17 protein-coding genes are annotated in these 16,738 nt (G+C 65.7%); 5 read left to right on the plus strand and 12 right to left on the minus strand.

Going from position 1 to position 16,738, the window contains the following annotated elements:
* Positions 1-9: 9 nt before the first annotated feature.
* The gene (gene nagB / locus HF885_RS07210) at positions 10-741 is read right to left on the minus strand and encodes a glucosamine-6-phosphate deaminase (RefSeq protein WP_170104265.1); all 732 of its coding nucleotides are present in this window, start codon (positions 739-741) and stop codon (positions 10-12) included.
* Positions 742-1,076: 335 nt separating this feature from the next.
* Here nagB and HF885_RS07215 point away from each other — a divergent pair, with 335 nt between their 5' ends.
* Positions 1,077-1,811, plus strand: coding sequence for a GntR family transcriptional regulator (locus tag HF885_RS07215; RefSeq protein WP_170104266.1), 735 nt, complete (start codon positions 1,077-1,079; stop codon positions 1,809-1,811).
* 102 nt (positions 1,812-1,913) lie between these two features.
* Here the strand turns inward: HF885_RS07215 and HF885_RS07220 are convergent, their stop codons facing one another.
* The gene (locus HF885_RS07220) at positions 1,914-2,480 is read right to left on the minus strand and encodes a PTS sugar transporter subunit IIA (RefSeq protein ID WP_170104267.1); all 567 of its coding nucleotides are present in this window, start codon (positions 2,478-2,480) and stop codon (positions 1,914-1,916) included.
* Between the two features lie 883 nt (positions 2,481-3,363).
* The gene (locus tag HF885_RS07230; protein WP_170104269.1) at positions 3,364-3,858 is read right to left on the minus strand and encodes an N-acetyltransferase; all 495 of its coding nucleotides are present in this window, start codon (positions 3,856-3,858) and stop codon (positions 3,364-3,366) included.
* Between the two features lie 279 nt (positions 3,859-4,137).
* Here HF885_RS07230 and HF885_RS07235 point away from each other — a divergent pair, with 279 nt between their 5' ends.
* On the plus strand, positions 4,138-4,629 hold the full coding sequence (locus HF885_RS07235) for an alpha/beta hydrolase family protein (protein WP_170104270.1): 492 nt from the start codon (positions 4,138-4,140) through the stop codon (positions 4,627-4,629).
* Here HF885_RS07235 and HF885_RS07240 read toward each other — a convergent pair.
* The 7 genes from HF885_RS07240 to HF885_RS07270 form a co-directional block, all read right to left on the minus strand.
* Positions 4,619-4,834, minus strand: coding sequence for a DUF3006 domain-containing protein (locus HF885_RS07240; RefSeq protein ID WP_170104271.1), 216 nt, complete (start codon positions 4,832-4,834; stop codon positions 4,619-4,621). The two genes, HF885_RS07235 and HF885_RS07240, sit on opposite strands and share 11 nt — an antisense overlap.
* Positions 4,835-4,899: 65 nt before the next feature.
* Positions 4,900-6,432 carry a ComEC/Rec2 family competence protein gene (locus tag HF885_RS07245; protein WP_170104272.1) on the minus strand — a complete coding sequence of 511 codons (1,533 nt, stop codon included), beginning with the start codon at positions 6,430-6,432 and terminating at the stop codon, positions 4,900-4,902.
* Positions 6,433-6,470: 38 nt separating this feature from the next.
* Positions 6,471-6,827: a DUF1304 domain-containing protein gene (locus HF885_RS07250; protein ID WP_170104273.1), complete on the minus strand. Its 357-nt coding sequence runs from the start codon at positions 6,825-6,827 to the stop codon at positions 6,471-6,473.
* A 208-nt stretch (positions 6,828-7,035) separates the two neighbouring features.
* Entirely contained in the window at positions 7,036-7,737 is a 702-nt protein-coding gene (dapD, locus tag HF885_RS07255; protein WP_170104274.1) for a 2,3,4,5-tetrahydropyridine-2,6-dicarboxylate N-acetyltransferase, read from the minus strand.
* 49 nt (positions 7,738-7,786) lie between these two features.
* Complete coding sequence (gene dapB / locus HF885_RS07260; RefSeq protein ID WP_235927359.1) at positions 7,787-8,533, minus strand: 4-hydroxy-tetrahydrodipicolinate reductase; 747 nt, start codon at positions 8,531-8,533, stop codon at positions 7,787-7,789.
* Positions 8,526-9,416, minus strand: coding sequence for a 4-hydroxy-tetrahydrodipicolinate synthase (gene dapA, locus HF885_RS07265; RefSeq protein ID WP_206109843.1), 891 nt, complete (start codon positions 9,414-9,416; stop codon positions 8,526-8,528). The genes dapB and dapA overlap by 8 nt, the downstream gene beginning before the upstream one ends.
* Positions 9,417-9,523: 107 nt before the next feature.
* Positions 9,524-10,828 carry a diaminopimelate decarboxylase gene (locus tag HF885_RS07270; protein ID WP_170104275.1) on the minus strand — a complete coding sequence of 435 codons (1,305 nt, stop codon included), beginning with the start codon at positions 10,826-10,828 and terminating at the stop codon, positions 9,524-9,526.
* 419 nt (positions 10,829-11,247) lie between these two features.
* Between HF885_RS07270 and HF885_RS07275 the strand changes: the two genes are divergently transcribed.
* The gene (locus HF885_RS07275; RefSeq protein ID WP_170104276.1) at positions 11,248-12,381 is read left to right on the plus strand and encodes an amidohydrolase; all 1,134 of its coding nucleotides are present in this window, start codon (positions 11,248-11,250) and stop codon (positions 12,379-12,381) included.
* Here the strand turns inward: HF885_RS07275 and HF885_RS07280 are convergent.
* Together HF885_RS07280 and HF885_RS07285 are read right to left on the minus strand one after the other, a co-directional pair.
* Positions 12,378-13,526 (minus strand): pyridoxal phosphate-dependent aminotransferase, encoded by a 1,149-nt coding sequence (locus tag HF885_RS07280; protein WP_170104277.1) that lies wholly within the window; start codon positions 13,524-13,526, stop codon positions 12,378-12,380. The genes HF885_RS07275 and HF885_RS07280 overlap by 4 nt on opposite strands.
* Before the next feature lie 269 nt (positions 13,527-13,795).
* Positions 13,796-14,509 carry a uracil-DNA glycosylase gene (locus HF885_RS07285; protein ID WP_170104278.1) on the minus strand — a complete coding sequence of 238 codons (714 nt, stop codon included), beginning with the start codon at positions 14,507-14,509 and terminating at the stop codon, positions 13,796-13,798.
* 133 nt (positions 14,510-14,642) lie between these two features.
* On the opposite strand from HF885_RS07285, the gene hslO reads away from it, so the two are divergent.
* Both hslO and bsh read left to right on the plus strand, forming a co-directional pair.
* Positions 14,643-15,623, plus strand: a complete 981-nt coding sequence (gene hslO / locus HF885_RS07290) for an Hsp33 family molecular chaperone HslO (RefSeq protein WP_170104279.1) — start codon at positions 14,643-14,645, stop codon at positions 15,621-15,623.
* 109 nt (positions 15,624-15,732) lie between these two features.
* Positions 15,733-16,680: a choloylglycine hydrolase gene (gene bsh, locus HF885_RS07295; RefSeq protein ID WP_170104280.1), complete on the plus strand. Its 948-nt coding sequence runs from the start codon at positions 15,733-15,735 to the stop codon at positions 16,678-16,680.
* Positions 16,681-16,738 lie beyond the last annotated feature (58 nt).

The following is a 16,738-nucleotide window of genomic DNA, read 5'->3' on the forward strand; positions in this document are numbered from 1 at the left end:
CTGCGTCCGCTACAGCGGGCACTTGCTCAGAGCGGCCTCGTCCGCGATCACGGTGCAGTTGGTGTGCAGCTGCAGGATCGAGGCGGGGCACCGCGGGTCCACGGGGCCAAAGCACATGGCGCGCACCGCGTCCGCCTTGTCCTCTCCGTTCGCGACGACGAGGATGCTGCGCGCATACATGATGGTTTGGACGCCCATGGTGTACGCCTGGCGCGGCACCTCGTCCGGGCTGTCAAACAGGCGGCTGTTCGCGTCGATGGTGCTCTGGGTCAGGTTCACCATGTGGGTTCCCTTGCTGAACACGCTGTCCGGTTCGTTGAACCCGATGTGGCCGTTGCGGCCGATGCCCAGAAGCTGCAGGTCGGGGAAGCCCGCGTCCGCCACGATCCTGTCGTACTCCGCGCACGCGGCGTCGGCGTCGGGGTTCGCCCCGTCCGGCACGTGCGTGTTCGCCAGGTCGATGTTGATGTGGTCGAAGAAGTTCTTGCGCATGAAGTAGTGGTAGCTCTGGACGTGGTCGTGCGACAGCCCGCGGTACTCGTCCAGGTTGTACGTGCTCACGTGCGAGAAGTCGCAGTCGCCCTTCGCGCACCACTCCGCAAGCTGGCGGTACGTGCCAATGGGCGTGCTGCCGGTTGCGAGCCCCAGCACGGAGTCCGGCTTCAGTATCACCTGCGCAGAGATGATGTTCGCGGCCTTACGGCTCATGTCCTTGTAGTCCGTCGTCCGAACGATCCTCAACTTAGGCCTCCAAGCTCTTCTCGGCACCTTGCCCTTGGCGGCGCCGTGCCTTATGCCCCTGTACCAAACGCTAATACCAGTTGCGCATGACGCGGGCGAGAGGAACGTGGGCCCTCCGCAGCGGCACGCCGCGGGGCGCGCCGGGCCCCGCGGCCCGCACCATGCGAACAGTTGCCTAACATTGTAGCCACTAACAGCCTTTTTTGTGACGGACGGACCGTTGGGCTCGGCAAGTGGGCCACTTGTCGCACGCGCGCGGCCCCTGCGGCGCGCCGCGGCCGACCACGTGTAGAATTGGTATGTGGTAGTTACCAGTCTTGCGCGACGCCTAGGAGATGAGCCTGGTGGATTTGACCCGAAAGCAGCCTCTGTACGACCAGCTGTTCGACATCCTGAGGGATAAGATCCAGAACGACATGGCCCCGGGCGACCTCCTGCCCTCGGAGCGCCAGCTCTCGCAGCAGTACGGGCTCTCGCGCACGACGGTCCGCCTCGCCCTGGACAGCCTCGAGAAGATGGGCCTCGTCACGCGGCGCCACGGCAAGGGCACGTACGTGTCGGACGCGCGCCACTCCGAGACCGACCTCGCGCTGTGCTACAGCTTCACCGAGGAGATGCGCCGCCTTGGCAAGACGCCCAAGACGCAGGTCCTGAGCTTCTCGCAGGAGGAGGCCAACAAGTCGGTGAGCTCCGCGCTCGGCCTGCACCTGGGCGCGACCGTGTGGCACCTGCACCGCCTGCGCCTTGCCGACGACGAGCCCATGCTCGTGGGCCACACCTACCTGCCGCTGGAGATGTTTGGGAGCCTCACGCACGAGAAGGTCAGCAGCCATTCGCTGTACGACCTCCTCGAAAGCGAGTTTGGCCAGACCATCAAGACGGCGGAGGAGGAGGTGCGCGTGATGACGGCGCGCGCGGCCGACGCCGACCTGCTGCTGATTCCGGAGGGGTCGCCCGTGCTCGAGATCTCGCGCCTCACGTACAACGCGGCCGGGCGCATCATCGAGTTCACGCGGAGCTCGGCGCGCGTGGACAAGTTCAAGTACCACGTCATCCACAGCAGGGACTAGCGCAAGGCCGGCGCGAGGTTCCCGCGGCAGAAAAATGCCGCAGGCGGCCACGGGCAACCGTCTGCGGCGGACTTTCCGCATGCAAGCGGAAGGTGGAGAGCGCTACTTCGTGGTGACCACCAAAAGCGGGTCCCCAACCTTCACCAGGGGGTGTCCCGCGATCATGGTGCTGCTGTCGCTCACGTTGTCGACGCTGCCATAGTCTGAGTAGTTCGTGACCACGACGGTCACCACGTCGTCGTGGCCGGCCTCGCGGATGGCGTCCATGTCGAAGGTCAGAAGCGGCGTGCCGGCCTTGACCTCCTGGTTCGACTCGACAAGGCGCGCGAAGCCCTCGCCGTTCATCTCCACGGTGTCGATGCCAACGTGGATGAGGATGTCGACCCCGCCCGCCATGGTCATGCCGATGGCGTGGTTCGTGACCGTCGTGGCGCCGATGCGTCCGCTCACCGGCGCGTACACCACGCCGACCTGGGGCACGATGCCAAGACCCTCGCCAAAGAATCCGCTGGATATCGCCTCGTCGTGAATCTCGTCGAGCGTGACGACGGTGCCCGTGACCGGCGCGTAGATCGTTCCGGGCGCGGTGGCGAAGCTGGCGGGCGCGGGAGTCTTGGAGTCGCCGTCGGGCTTGAACATGGCATTCTTGATCTTCTCGACCAGTCCCATCGAAGTGCCTCCTCTGTGTGGGCGGACGGTGCGTACGGACAATGTTCCTAACGTGATTCTAATGCCGCTTGCATGGCGCCTGACGTTACGACGCGCAAGGAAGTGGTTCGAAATTGTGAACCTAGGGCAACTGTGCGTTCTGCGGGCGAATGGGAGGATGAGTTCCTCTCTGCGCAGCTTCGCTTTCCCCGGGGCGTCTTTTCCGATGGCACGGCGCTTTATCTCCACGGACACACCGACTGAACGCCATTCCACTTGACGATGACCTTTTCGCGCTCATATCGTGCCACCGTTGCCCGTGGGGTTGGCATCGAAGTTAGGACATGTTCGAGCGACGTGCTCGGATTGGGACTAGCCAGACTACGGACCCCCTATGGGAACGAGGTTGAGTGCTATGACCTCGAACGAACCCTTTGCGACATGCTGAGGGGCCATCGAGTGGTCGACGTCTAGGTGGTAAGCCCAGCCATCAGGTGGTATGTGCGGAGCGGAGAGCGTGATTTGCGCAAGTTGCTTGAATATGCTCGGTTGCTTGGGGTGGAGGCGAAAATCCGCAACTATTTGGAGGTGCTGCTGTGAGAACTACTGCTGTGAGAACTAAGAATGCAATGTAGTTGAAAGCACTAATCCGAAACGGGGCGAAAGAGGGGGGTACCACCGCAACTCGTAATGCAGAACTATCTGCTCGAGCGTCTGCTAGAGCGCATCTCGCTCTGTTCATGGTGGGAGAACGTTGTTGTGAAAGGCGGCACGCTTATCAGTTCGCTCGTTGGGGTCGACAAGCGAGGGACGAAGGATTTGGCGGTCGTTGCGATTATGGAGGCCATGGGCTGGCATACCGTGGCGGAACAATAAGAGCTGGATAGATGGGGGCGCCAGGCTCCTACGCCACGAGCTCGTAGGCCAGACGCGGGGAGTGGTCACGCACGTAGATGATGCCGCGGTATTGGAATCCCGCGCGAAGGATGGCGGCCTGCATCACCTTGTTGTCCGCGTGCGTGTCCACCCTCAGGTGTCCGCGGCTGCACAGGGAGAATCTTACGGCCCGTTGGAACACGCCGCGTATGTTCCCGTCGCTCGCGACCTGATGCAGCGTGCCGTACGGAGAGTCCGATTCCCAGCTGCCGCCCTCGATGCGCGCATACGTTGGGTCTGGTCCCAGGACGAGCGCGAACGCGGCGTGTATGGCGCCTTCCTGCGCCAGGACGTACAGCTCGCCACGGCGGATTCGCCCGTCTATCAGCTCTCTTGGCGGAAAGTCGTCGCCCCACTGGGTGGGGTTGCCCGTCTCCTTCATGAACCTGCGCGCGGAGGCGTACACCTCCATCACGGGGTCGAGGTCTGCCCGCACGGCCTTCCTGATTACGACGTCCTGCATGCTGCCTCCGACGCTCGCCTAAACGTTCCCGAGCCATTGTTACACGAAGCGCCCAACGGCGCATTCGCAAGGCGAGAAGGGCCCGCGCTCTTGGCCCGGGCCCTTCCGTGCGTTCCGTCTTCCGACGCTCCCGCGTTGCGGCCGTACATGTCACCAGCGTCGTTGCGGGGAGCCTCCTGTGCCCGTCCATGGGCTCGCATCCGTTGGTCCCAAAGTTGCGGTCGCTCGTCCGTTTCGTCCGCGTGACCATTCGAACGCGCCCGATGTGCCCTCCGTATAATGCAACCCAATGTCGGACGCACGGTGGGAGGCGGACCATGGGCTACACGGAGCGCGCCCACCGCGGCGGAGCGAGGCATGGTCACGTACGTGTTCGACTTCTGCGGCGGGGGCAACTACAGCCAAAGCGACTGGCAGGACAACATGTCGTTCTTCACGGAGCAGCACGACCTCGAGTCCGCGGCGTGGGAGCTCTCTCGCGAGCCCTTCGTGGACGAGCGCAACCTCTTCCTGTGCGGGGCGAGCCTCGGCGCGACGGTGACCCTGACGGTGGCCCGCGCCAACGCGCAGATTGTCAAGGGCTGCGCCCTTCTGTACCCCGCGTTCAACCCGCACGATGCCGTGCGCGCCGCATGTCCCAACCGCGACGACATCCCGGATTCCTTCCCGGTCATGGGGATGAACGTGAGCGGTGACTTCCTGCGTTCTTGCTACGACTACGACTTCTACGAGCACATCCCGGCGTTCCCGCGCGACGTCGCTACCGCCTGAAGAGCCTGCTCATGAGGTCGGCGTTCTGCGCAAGGCGGCGGTTCTTCTCGTCCTCGTTCAGGACCCACGACCCCGGCTCGCCGTCCAGAACGTCTCCCTCGCGGACACCTGGGGGCAGCTCTGCCAGCGGAGCGTCCACGTAACGGTCTCCGTCTACCTCGAGCACGGCGACGTCGCCCTCGAGCCTGTCCACTATTGCACGCATTTTCGGGGCTCCCTTCCGTATCAGACAGCTGCAAGCGCCACGCAGCCGCAAGTGCCGTCCGCGCGCTATCCTCCGCAGACCTTGCAGGCAGTGTAGCCCTGGGCCTCGGCCTGCGAGCGCGGCATGGCCGTGACCACCTTGCTGCGCGAGAGCGTGCGACAGCCCTTGGAGTGGCACTTCGTTCCCGAGGGTGCCACGTAGACCACTTCCTCCTGCGCGCCGGGGGAGGAGGGCTGTGGTTGTGACGCCTCCGTCTGGGCCGGTGCCGCCTGACCTCCGCCTGCGCCGGCCTCGTCGAGGGACGACGAGGCCGCCCCCGCGTCCGTGCTTTGAGCCTGGACCGTGCCCTGGCTCTCGGTCGACGCGCTCAGGTCATGCCCGTCGGACGTGACCGTCACCGTTCCCTGCGCGCCCGTGCCGTATACGGTGGTTCCCGTGGCGGCCAGCGCGTCCAGGACGGTCTGGGCGGGGTGTCCGTACGAGTTGCCCAGACCATAGCTCAGCACGGCGGCCTTTGGCGTGAGCCTCTGGGCGAGGGCGGCGTCGGTGCCGGACGCGGATCCGTGGTGGGACGCCTTCAGCACGTCAACGTGACCCGCGACGCACTGCTCAAGAGCCTCGACCGGCGCATCCCCCGTGAACAGGAACGTGTTCTGCCCATACGTCACGAGTATCACGACGCTGTAGTCGTTCGAGTCATCGTAGGAGGCGCCCTGCCTTGGCCACAGCACGTCGATTGCGTAGCCGTCCCCAGATGCGATCCGCCGTCCGGCGTACGCCTCGTCTATCCGCAGGTTCTTGGCGGCAACTGCCTCGAGGAAGCGCGTGTAGGCGTGCGTGGAGTGATTGCACCGCGGAGCCCACACGGTTCCTACGTCGTTTGCGCGGATCACGTCGGGAAGGCCGCCGATGTGGTCCGCGTCGGGATGCGTCTCGACCAGCCAGTCGATGCGCGCCCGTCCGTCCCCGGCGAGCGCGGAGGTCACCGTCTGCCCGCCCTCGCGGCCCGCGTCGATGACCATGGTCCTGCCATCGGGAAACTCGACCACGGTGGCGTCGCCTTGGCCCACGTCCAGGTAGCGAACGACGAGCCGTCGCCCGGAGTCGTCGTCGCCCTTCTCGCCCGCGGACCCGCCCGACTCCGTGCCCGCGGCCTCGGCCGTCCGCCTGCCGGGCTTGCTCTTCTGCCCGCTGTCCTCGCGTCGCGCGGCGTGTCGCTTGCCCGGCCTCGCGTCCGCCTTCGAGGAGGCCTTGCCTGCCGCGGTGGCCTTTGCGCTCGCGCCCACCCTTGCCGAGGTGGCTGTGGGCGTGCCGAGGACGCTTGCGCTGGCAAGAAGGACGGCCAGGATGCCATAGGCCAGCGCCGCCATGGCCCTTCTCGCTCCCGGCGAGATGCGAAGGAGACCCTGCACCGCCGGTGCGTCCTGGTGGGCGCCTGCTACGCGTCGCCATGCCCAGCGCGTGAGGAACCACATCCCCGCGCAGAGCGCGACCATGCCGACGACGGGCACGACCGATATGAGGACCGATATGGCGGCAACGGCGAGAAATGCCGTGAGGCATCCCTTGAGGCAACCCCTCGACCCACGCCCTGACATGTGCATCGCCTTTCGGTCTGACTCCTCGAGCCCCGTCCCTAGAGAAGGCAGGAGAGCAGCGCGAGGATTGCGAGGCCTCCCTGCATCAGGATGATCTTCGGGTTGCTGGTGACGCTGCCGTATGCGGCGACTGCCAAGATGTAGAGCATCAGGGCCACGACGGCGGCCTTGCTCGCGAAGCCAAAGACGGCGACGAGGATGAGCACGGCGATGAGCCCGTTGTAGACGCCCTGGTTCTTGAAGAGCGTGCTGACGGAGGGCCGGCTGAGCTCTGCCGTGGTCATGCCGAAGACCTTTGCTGTACGGTCCGACGTCGTGGCGATGGTCTCGAGGTAGCAGATGAAGAAGAACTCCGCCGCGACAAGGGTTGCGAGTATGGTTGTGACGATGCTCATGAGGTTCCTTCCTCTTGTCTGGATTGTCGTGAAAGAGTGTAACCGAACGGTAGTCAGGCGCATCCCGAAAGGCTCGCGTCAGATATGCCGGCCGAGCGACCGGTTTACCGGCTATGCGGCGATGCGGATACAAGAGGCCCCCGCGCATGGTGCGCGAGGGCCAGGCGGAAGATGGCTGCAAGCTGGTGGCCGCGCGCAGCGGTCTTGGCTACAGCGAGCGGAGGGCGTCCACCAGCGCCGTCTTGCCTGCGGTTTTCTCGTCCTTCATCTTGATCACGCGGGCGGGGCAACCGGCGACGACCGCGCCGGCGGGCACGTCCTCGGTCACGACGGCGCCGGCTGCGACGACTGCGCCCCTGCCCACGCGGCAGCCCTCGATCACGACGGCGTTCGCGCCGAGCATCACGTCGTCCTCGATCACGACGGGCGTGGCACTTGCGGGCTCGACGACGCCGGCGAGCACCGTGCCGGCACCCACGTGGCAGTGCTTGCCGACGATGGCGCGTCCTCCGAGGACCGCGCCCATGTCGATCATGGTGCCCTCGCCTACGACGGCGCCGATGTTGATGATAGCGCCCATCATGATGACGGAATTGTCACCGATGGAGACCTTCTCGCGGATGATGGCACCCGGCTCGATGCGCGCGTTCACCCCGCGTACGTCGAGCATAGGAACTCCGGAGTTGCGCCGGTCGCACTCCACGACTACGTCCTCGATGTCGTCCGCGTTATCGCTGAGGGCGGGACCCACCTGCGACCAGTCGCCAAAGACGACCTTGCTCCCCGTTCCGAAGACGTGGGAGTCTGAACCGTAGTCTATCTGCGCGCCTTCGCGCTCGCGGACGAAGACGCGTACGGGTGTCTTCTTGGGGGCGTTGGCGATGTAGTCGATGATTTCCTGGGCGTCCACTGGACCTCCTTGGTAGTTTTGGGGCGCGAGCCCGAAGGGAATCGAGGCGTCAGTCCTCGAACATGAGCTGGTCAAACGTATAGAATCCGGGGTCCTTCGTCACGAGGCGCCTTGCGGCGGCAACGGCGCCGTTCACGAAGATCTGGCGGCTCGTCGCCCTGTGGGTAAGGCAGAGCTCCTCGTCCGTGCCGAAGAAGTGCACCTCGTGCGTTCCCGCGACGGTGCCGCCGCGCAGGCTGTGCATGCCGATCTGTCCGTGTGGGCGTGCGCCGACCATGCCCTCGCGCCCGTAGGCGACGTCGGCCTCGTGCGCGGGGTCGACGGCATCGAGCAGCATGTTCGCGGTGCCCGACGGGGCATCCGCCTTCTGGTTGTGGTGCGTCTCGACTATCTCGACGTCCCATCCGGCGAGGGCGCGTGCCGCCTCCTGCGTCACGCGCCTGAGGACGGCGACGCCCAGGGAATAGTTCGCGGAGTGAATGACCGCGCTCTTCTCACCGAGCGAGCGAATCTGGGCAAGCTCCGCCTCGTCGTAGCCGGTGGTCCCGCTGAGAAGCGCGCATCCACAGCGACGCACGTATGCAAGGGTATGGGGGAGGGCGGCGCGGTTGCTGAAGTCGATGGCGAGGTCAGTCGCCGGCGCCTGGACATCCAGCTGGTCGGCGCTGTCGACGTCGTACGTGCCGACGACCTCGAAGCCGCCGTCGGCCTCCAGCGACCGCGCGATGAGCGTGCCCATGCGACCGGCGCCGATGAGTGTGACGGTGTACGTGCGGTTCGGCGTGCTGCTAGTCAATCAGATCGACCTCCCTCATGGCCGCGTAGAGGCGCTCGCGACCGGCGTCGGAGATGGTGTACAGGGGGCTGCGGTAGGTCTCGCCGATCATGCCCATCTTTGCGAGCGCGGCCTTCACGGGAATGGGATTGACCTCGCAGAACAGCGAGTGGATGAGCTCGAGGTTCTCCAGCTGGGTCGCGAGGGCGGCCTGGGTGTTGCCCGCGAACCAGTTCGCGCACATGTCGTGAACCACCTGCGGGCGGATGTCAGCCCAGACGCTGATGACGCCGGATCCGCCGAGCGAGAGGATGGGCACGACCATGTCGTCGTTGCCGGAGAGCATGCGGAAGTCGTCGCTCAAGTAGCGTGCCACCGTCGTGGCATACGAGATGTTGCCGGACGCCTCCTTGATGCCCCACGCGTTGGGGTGCTTGCTCAGACGCGCGACGTTGCGCTCGGAGATGGAGCAGCCGGTGCGGCCGGGGATGTTGTAGGGGATGCACGGGACGTCCACCGCGTCGAGCACCGTGGTGAAGTGGTGGTAGATGCCCTCCTCGTTCGACTTGTTGTAGTACGGGGTGATGAGCAGAAGTCCGTCGATTCCCAGCTTCTGCAGGCCAAGGCTCTTGTTGAGGCTCTCCGCCGTCGCGTTCGACCCTGAGCCGCCGATGACGGGGACGCGGCCGGCGACGCGGTCGATGACGCACTTCGCGACCGCGAAGTCCTCCTCGTCCGTCATGGTGGAGGACTCGCCCGTGGTGCCCAGGACGAGGATGCCGTCCGTCCCGTTGGCGAGGTGGAAGTCGACGAGGCGCTCGAGCGCGTCGAAGTCAACGCTCTGGTCCTCCTTGAAGGGGGTGACGAGTGCGACGATGGAACCGCGAAGGTTGGACATGTCCATTGTTAGCTCCTTTGCGATGCCGACGGCCGTCATGGCCGTCGCCTCTGGTGTTAGAGAAGATCTTGGGCCAGCCAGTCGCAGGTGCGACCGCGTCGGCTCGGCGCCCCTTAAGGACGCGCGGGCTTGGCCCTGCCCGCCGACTCCGCGGCGGGCGCTCCCCATCCCTCCAGCACGTCGAGGGTCGCGAAGTAGTCATCCGGGGTCTCCGCGCGGCGAATCATCTCCACCGTGCCGTCCTCGTGCAGCAGGAGCTCCGCGTGGCGGAGCCTGCCGTTGTAGTTGTAGCCCATGCAGTGCCCGTGCGCACCCGTGTCGTGAATGAAGAGCAGGTCACCGGGATGGCACTCGGGAAGGGGCCTTGCGTTCGCGAGCCTGTCGGAGTTCTCGCACAGCGCGCCCGTGACGTCGTACACGTGGTCCGCCGGCTCGCCCTCGCGGCCAACGACCGTGATGTGGTGATAGGCGCCGTAGAGCATAGGGCGCATGAGGTCGGAGGCACAGGCGTCCACTCCCAGGTAGTCGTGGTAGATGTGCTTCTCGTGGATGACGCGCGTGACGAGCGCGCCGTGCGGCCCCGTGATGAACCGACCCATCTCCGTGTACACGGAGACGTCGCCCATTCCCGCGGGTGCAAGGACGTCCTCGTATGCCCGGCGTACGCCCTCCGCGATGGCGAATATGTCGTTCGGGCGCTCCTCCGGGCGATAGTCGATGCCGACGCCGCCCGAGAGGTTGACGAACGCCACGTGGGCACCCAGCTCCTGGTGGAGCCTGGCGGCGACATCGAAAAGCGTGCGTGCGAGGGTGGGGTAGTACTCGTCCGTCACCGTGTTCGAGGCGAGGAGCGCGTGGATGCCGAAGTCGCGCACGCCCAACCCCATGAGACGACGCACGGCATCGAACAGCTGCTCTTCCGTCATGCCGAACTTTGCCTCCGCCGGCTTGCCGAAGATGCCGTTCGCGAAGGGGAACTCGCCCGGGTTAAGCCTGAGGCTCACGGTCCGGGGGACCTCCTCGACCGCATTCAGGAGGGTGTCGATGTGAGTGACGTCGTCCAGGTTGATGGTGGCCCCTAGGCGCGCGGCGTGGGCGAACTCCTGGGAGGGGGTGTCGTTCGAGGAGAACATGATCTTCTCGCCCCGGACACCGAGCCGTTCCGCCATCTGGAGCTCGCACTCCGACGAGACGTCGAGGCCAAAGCCCATGTCGAGGAGCATCTGGAGAATCCTGGGGTTGGGGCACGCCTTCACGGCATAGAACTCGCGGTAGCCGGGGTTCCAGCCGAACGCGTCCAGCACCGACTGTGCGGTAGAGCGTATGCCCGCCTCGTCGTAAAGGTAGAACGGCGTGGGGTACGCGGAGGCGATGTCCTCCAGCTGGCGTGCCGTTGCAAAGGGACTCTTGCGGCCCATGTATCCTCCTACGCGGCCATCCTTTGCGACGGCCCCTTGGCCGCGGTCGCGTGGGGATAGCGCACCTGACTTCTTGCCAGACAGTCCCCGGGGTGTTTCCCCGGGTCCCACCCCGCGTCCGTGCCCGTTCGCGGGGTTCGGCGGATTTGGCCTCCCCTGGGGATCGATGCCTGCCGGCTAGCCCCAAGCTCTTCGTGTCCGCGCCTCTATCGTTGGGGGAAAGTGTAGCGGGTGCCCCGCGAAAGTGCGCTTATGGCCATGGCTTTGCCACACGCCGTTAACATTTGCGCGTCGCGTGTGCTGGGAGGGCCGGCGCTGCCTGCTTCCGGTTCGTTACCCTTGCGGTGCGGCGCGACCTTCGTGCGATAGAATGCGCGTTGCCACTGAAGTTGGGCTCTGACGCTCGGACGGGAGGAAGAATGGCTGGCATCGAGACGCTTAGGAAGTGGCGCAGGGACCTGCACGAGATTCCGGAGTGCGACTTCGACCTGCCCCAGACGATAGCCTACGTCAGGGAGCAGCTCGAGCCCATGGCTGCGCGCTGCGACTGCATGTCGGTCTTCTCTCCCGCTCGCTCCACGGTGTGCGCCTACTTCGATTGCGGGAGCTCTGCCGCCACGGCGCTGCGAAGCGACATGGACGCCCTTCCCGTTCGCGAGGAGACGGGGGCACCCTATGCGTCTCGTCACGACGGACGCATGCACGCGTGCGGACACGACGGTCATATGGCCATGGCCTTGGGAGCATGCGACTGGATGGCAAGCAATCCAGACCGGCTTGCTCGCAGCGTCCTGGTGGTGTTCCAGCCGGCGGAGGAGACCACCGGGGGCGCCCGGCAGGTCTGCGAGAGCGGCGTGTTCGGGCGTCTGGGCATCGATCGCATCTTTGGGTTCCATCTTTGGCCGGACCTCCCGTCTGCTTGTGTGGCCACCCGCTCTGGTGCGCTGCTTGCGGCCAGCAACGAGACGACTGTGGAGTTTAAGGGGCGCGCGTCTCACATTGCCAAGTCTCGGCAGGGAAGGGATGCGCTCCTCGCGGCGTGCATGTTCGTGCCCGAGGCATACCGCTTCATGGAAGAGCGGTCCCAGGAGGAGCCGTGCCTGCTGAAGTTCGGGCACATGGAAGCCGGTGAGGTTCGCAACCAGATAGCTGCGTCCGCCCGTGTTGAGGGAAGCCTTCGGACGTTCTCGACCGAGATGGGCAGGCGCTGCCGAGACGAGCTTCCCCACATTGCGCAGGGGGTCGCGGCGAAGGTGGGCTGCACGGCGAAGACGACCTTCAGCGAGGGGTATCCTCCCGTCGTGAACGACGAGGGCGTGACCTCATGGGCGCGTGGGGTTCTTTCCGCAGCGTACATCGACGTGCGTGACGTGCCGGAGCCCCTGCTGATTGCGGAGGACTTCTCGTGGTACCAGCAGTGGCTGCCCGGTACCTTCTTCCTGCTTGGGACGGGCACGGGTACGCCGCTGCACGCGAGCACGTTCGACTTCGACGAGTCGATACTGATGCGTGGCGTCGAAGTCTATCGTCGGCTCGTGACGGCTCCCCTCTAGCGGCGAAGGTCTGCGACGAACCCCTCCAACCGGGAGAGCCCCTCCGTAAGCGTCCTGTCGTCGGTGGCGTAGCTCAGGCGAACGTGGCCGGGGCAGCCGAAGACCGACCCCGGGACGAGTGCCACCCCAGCCTCGCGGATGGCCCGCTCACAGAACTCCTCGTCGCTTTCGCAGAGAACAGCGACGCTTGGGAATGCGTAGAACGCGCCCTCCGGAACGACGCAGGAGAGGCCCATCCTTTCGAGGGCGTCGAGCGTGACTTTGCGGCGGGCACGGTATCGCTCGCGCATGGGCGTCGTATCGGTCTGCAACGCCTGCACCGCCGCGTCCTGGGTAAACGAGACGACGCAGGAGACGGCGTACTGATGGACCTTCGCGACCTGTGACGCGACCTCGGGGGCAGCGGTGAGCCAGCCCAGTCGCCAACCGGTCATGGCCCAGGGCTTCGAGAGACTGTTCACCACGATGGTCCTGTCGGCAAGTTCCGGGTGGAGCCTTGCGAACCCATGCCCACGTAGGTCTTCCTCGTATATCAGCTCCTCGTACACATCGTCACAGACCACGTAGAAGTCGCTCTTGGAGGCGAGGTCCGCCACCGCATCGAGGCTCTTCTCATCCAGAATGCAGCCTGTCGGGTTGTTTGGCGATGTGAGCACTATGGCCTTCGTCTTGGGGGTCACTGCCGAAGCCAGCTTCTTGGCATCGATCTGGAAGCCGTCCTCAGAGGTGTCGAGCGGCACGACGTGCGCGCGGGCGAGAAGGGCGATGGACTCGTAGAGCACGAACGCCGGCATTGGGACGATGACCTCGTCTTCGGGGTTGAGGAGTGCGGTCAGGGTGCTAAAGAGCGCCTCGGTTGCCCCGTTGGTCACGATGACCTGTTCGGGGTTCACCGGAAGACCCGTGCGGGAGCACCTGTCGGCGATTGCCTGACGCAGGACTGCCGTGCCGTTGTTTGGCGGGTAGTGCGTCTTGCCCGCGGTAAGGCTCTGACCGACACGCTCGCGTATGGCGGCGGGCGTTACCTCGCCAGGCTCCCCGAGCGTGAGCGATATGCACCCCGGCGTCGCTGCTGCAAGCGCCGAGAAACGCCTGATGGCCGAGGGGCGAAGTCCCTCCAGCGCGTGGTTGAGATCGAGTGACATGCTCCCACCTTCCATCGTCGGCGTAGTCTGGAACCATCGTGAGGCGGCACCCGTGCCAGCGGGGCTGGACGCTCCTTTCCTCATCTAGAACAGATGTTCTGTACAGAGCATTATGCCACGCGGAAACGGGTTGTCCAGTGACATTTTCGAAGGATGCCAACTTTCTTGAAATCGCAGGTCGGAGCTGTTGTCTGTTGCAGATATCCGCAAGGTAAGCGAAAGACATCTGCAAGCGTTCGGACCTGGGCGCATCGTTTGCGACGTTTGTGCTAAGCCCACTGCACGGGCGCGGCGCCGTGGGACGCGAGGAAGTCGTTCGCCTGCGAGAAGGGCCTCGAGCCCATGAACGGAACGAGCCCCCCGCCCGCGCGGTTGGCGGAGAGCGGGGAGGGGTGCGTGGACGAGAGCACGCACTTCTCGCCCGCGAGCGTGCCCGCGGAGCGAGCCTCCTCGACCGCAGACGTCACGAGGGTGGCGGCATGGCGTCCCCACGCAAGGTAGCAGATGGGCTGCGGAAGCTCTGTCGTGCGCCTGACCAGGTAGTTTGTGAGGCTTTGCCACCCAAGCCGCACGTGGGAGTTCGCGGCGTGCTCGCGCACGGTGAGCGTCGTGTTGAGCAGCAGGACCCCCTGGCGCGCCCACGGGGTGAGGTCACCCGTCGCGGGCGGCTCGCAGCCAAGGTCCCGCGAGAGCTCCTTGTAGACGTTGCGCAGGCTGGGCGGGAGCCGCTGGCCCGCGGGCACCGAGAACGAGAGTCCCATCGCCTGTCCCGGCTCGTGGTACGGGTCCTGCCCCAGTATCACCACGCGCACGTCGCTTGGCGCCGTGAGCTCGAGCGCGCGCAGGATCTGGTCCTGCGCGGGGTAGATGACCTGGCTCTGGCGCAGGCGCCTGACCTCGTCCAGCAGGCGCTCTGTGTCGCTGCGCACCCGCTCCGGCGCGCCGTCAAGCCAGAGTCCCACGTTGTCCTTGGTCGCGTCCATCGCACTCCCTCCCTCGTGTGTTTGTCGCAGGCGACGGTAGCATCAATGGGGCTTTGGGTAAAGACAAGTGGTAGCAACTAGCCAGGAAGAGACGCCCGCGGCCTTGGCCGGTCCGTGGCGCAGGGGAGGACGCATGACGAGATACCAGCTGGAGCACGAGGGCGCCCGCCTGCCGGAGGGCGTGGTGGACCTTGAGGCGGAGCGCGAGCGCAGGGAGGACCACATCGTGCGCGGCACGGCGGCCGACGGCATGGTGCGCGCGTTTGCGATCACGGCGCGCGCGACGGTAGAGGAGGCACGCGCCCGGCATGACACGACGCCGGTGGCGACGGCGGCCCTGGGCAGGCTGATCATGGGCGCGCAGATGATGGGCGCCATGTCCAAGAACGACGACGAGCTCGTCACCATCACGGTCATGGGCGACGGCGACCTTGGCAGGATAACCGTGACGGCCGACAACCGCGGCCACGCGAAGGGATTCGTGCAGAACCCGCGGGTGTGGCTGCCGCTCAACGGCCGCGGCCACCTAGACGTGGGGCAGGCCGTCGGGGCGGGCACGCTGTCCGTCGTGCACGACGTCGCGGGAATGGACCCGTACTCGAGCGAGGTCGAGCTCGTCTCGGGGGAGATAGGGGATGACCTCACCTACTACTTCGCGGCGAGCGACCAGATTCCCACCTCGCTTGGGGTGGGCGTGCTCGTGGACCGCGACATGAGTGTGCGCCGCGCCGGCGGCTTCGTGATCCAGCTGTTGCCCGGCTGCGACGAGGACGTCGTGGCGGCGCTGGAGGCGAATCTCGCGCCCGTGCATTCCGTCACGGACCTGCTGGAGGCGGGCATGACCCCCACGGAGATGCTGCAGCATCTGCTGCAAGGGCTGGACTACCAGGAGCTCGACCGCATGCCTGCAAGCTTCCGCTGCGGCTGCGACCGCTCGCGCGCCATGCGCGCCGTGCTGGCCCTGGGCCGCGCGGAGCTTGGCGACATGGTCGAGAAGGGCGAGCCCGCCCAGGTGCACTGCCACTTCTGCGGCGCCGACTACCGCTTCGAGCCCACGGAGCTTGCGAAGATGCTTTGCGACGCGGGTGCGCCCGCGCCAGAGGCCGATATCTAGCGCGCTCGCGCGGGCGACACTGGACCTTGATACAGAAAGCGCCTATCGTGGAACTGAGCGCTGTTTGCGAGCGCGGTCGTATCGGTCACACAGCTTGATTGGAGCCGCGATGTGCACAGGTGTTAGGTTTACCGATGGCAAGGGCAACATGTACTTTGGCCGAAACCTCGACTGGAGCTGCTCGTACGGCGAGCGCGTGGTCATCACCCCGCGCGGCTACAAGCCAAAGTCTCCGTTTGGCGCCGTTCCCCAGGTGGGCATGGCCATCATAGGCATGGGCATCGTGGAGGACGACACGCCCCTCTACTTTGACTGCGGAAACGAGAAGGGCCTCGCCGTGGCCGGGCTCAACTTCCCGGGCTACGCGGTGTACGCGGACGCTCCGCGCGAGGGCGCCACGAACGTCGCCGCCTTCGAGTTCCCGCTCTGGGTGGTCGCGAACCACGCCACGGTGGACGAGGTCGAGGCGGCGCTCGCGAACGTGACGATCGTGGACGAGCCCGTCAGCCCCAGGTTCCCGTCTTCGATGCTGCACTGGATCATCGGCGACTCCACCCGCTCGATCGTGGTCGAGCAGACCGAGGCTGGCCTACAGGTGTTCCACGACGACGTGGACGTCCTCACGAACCAGCCCGGCTTCGCGTGGCACACGGAGAACCTGCGCAACTACATCAACCTCACGAGCGACGTGCCCGGACCGCTGTCCTGGCGCACGCAGGAGCTCTCCGCGTTTGGCTCCGGCGCCGGCATGCGCGGCCTCCCCGGCGACTACTACTCGCCGTCGCGCTTCGTGCGCGAGGCCTACCTCAACGCGAACTACCCCACCCAGGAGGGCGAGAAGGCAAACGTCAGCAAGATCTTCCACATCCTGGGCGGCGTGAGCATGATCGACGGCGCCGCGAAGATGACGAACGGCGAGTTCGAGACCACGATCTTCACGGGCGCGTTCTCCTCCGCGACCTGCACGTACTACTGGTCCACCTACGACGACCCGGCCATCCACTCCGTCGCGCTGTTCGACCACAACGTGGATTCCGACGTCCTCATACAGGAGTAGACTCTCTGCACAACCTATAGAGCGGCGGCTGCGGGCCTTGGGTCCGCGGCCGCTCTCA

The sequence above is a fragment of the Parafannyhessea umbonata genome (genome assembly GCF_012844235.1).
Lineage (GTDB): Bacteria > Actinomycetota > Coriobacteriia > Coriobacteriales > Atopobiaceae > Parafannyhessea.

Coding starts and splice junctions, on each gene's coding strand:
- HF885_RS07215 (WP_170104266.1), top strand. CDS start 1,077: ATGAGCCTGGTGGATTTGACCCGAAAGCAGCCTCTGTACGACCAGCTG.
- HF885_RS07220 (WP_170104267.1), bottom strand. CDS start 2,480: ATGGGACTGGTCGAGAAGATCAAGAATGCCATGTTCAAGCCCGACGGC.
- HF885_RS07230 (WP_170104269.1), bottom strand. CDS start 3,858: ATGCAGGACGTCGTAATCAGGAAGGCCGTGCGGGCAGACCTCGACCCC.
- HF885_RS07235 (WP_170104270.1), top strand. CDS start 4,138: ATGCAACCCAATGTCGGACGCACGGTGGGAGGCGGACCATGGGCTACA.
- HF885_RS07240 (WP_170104271.1), bottom strand. CDS start 4,834: ATGCGTGCAATAGTGGACAGGCTCGAGGGCGACGTCGCCGTGCTCGAG.
- HF885_RS07245 (WP_170104272.1), bottom strand. CDS start 6,432: ATGTCAGGGCGTGGGTCGAGGGGTTGCCTCAAGGGATGCCTCACGGCA.
- HF885_RS07250 (WP_170104273.1), bottom strand. CDS start 6,827: ATGAGCATCGTCACAACCATACTCGCAACCCTTGTCGCGGCGGAGTTC.
- dapA (WP_206109843.1), bottom strand. CDS start 9,416: ATGGACATGTCCAACCTTCGCGGTTCCATCGTCGCACTCGTCACCCCC.
- HF885_RS07270 (WP_170104275.1), bottom strand. CDS start 10,828: ATGGGCCGCAAGAGTCCCTTTGCAACGGCACGCCAGCTGGAGGACATC.
- HF885_RS07275 (WP_170104276.1), top strand. CDS start 11,248: ATGGCTGGCATCGAGACGCTTAGGAAGTGGCGCAGGGACCTGCACGAG.
- HF885_RS07280 (WP_170104277.1), bottom strand. CDS start 13,526: ATGTCACTCGATCTCAACCACGCGCTGGAGGGACTTCGCCCCTCGGCC.
- HF885_RS07285 (WP_170104278.1), bottom strand. CDS start 14,509: ATGGACGCGACCAAGGACAACGTGGGACTCTGGCTTGACGGCGCGCCG.
- hslO (WP_170104279.1), top strand. CDS start 14,643: ATGACGAGATACCAGCTGGAGCACGAGGGCGCCCGCCTGCCGGAGGGC.
- bsh (WP_170104280.1), top strand. CDS start 15,733: ATGTGCACAGGTGTTAGGTTTACCGATGGCAAGGGCAACATGTACTTT.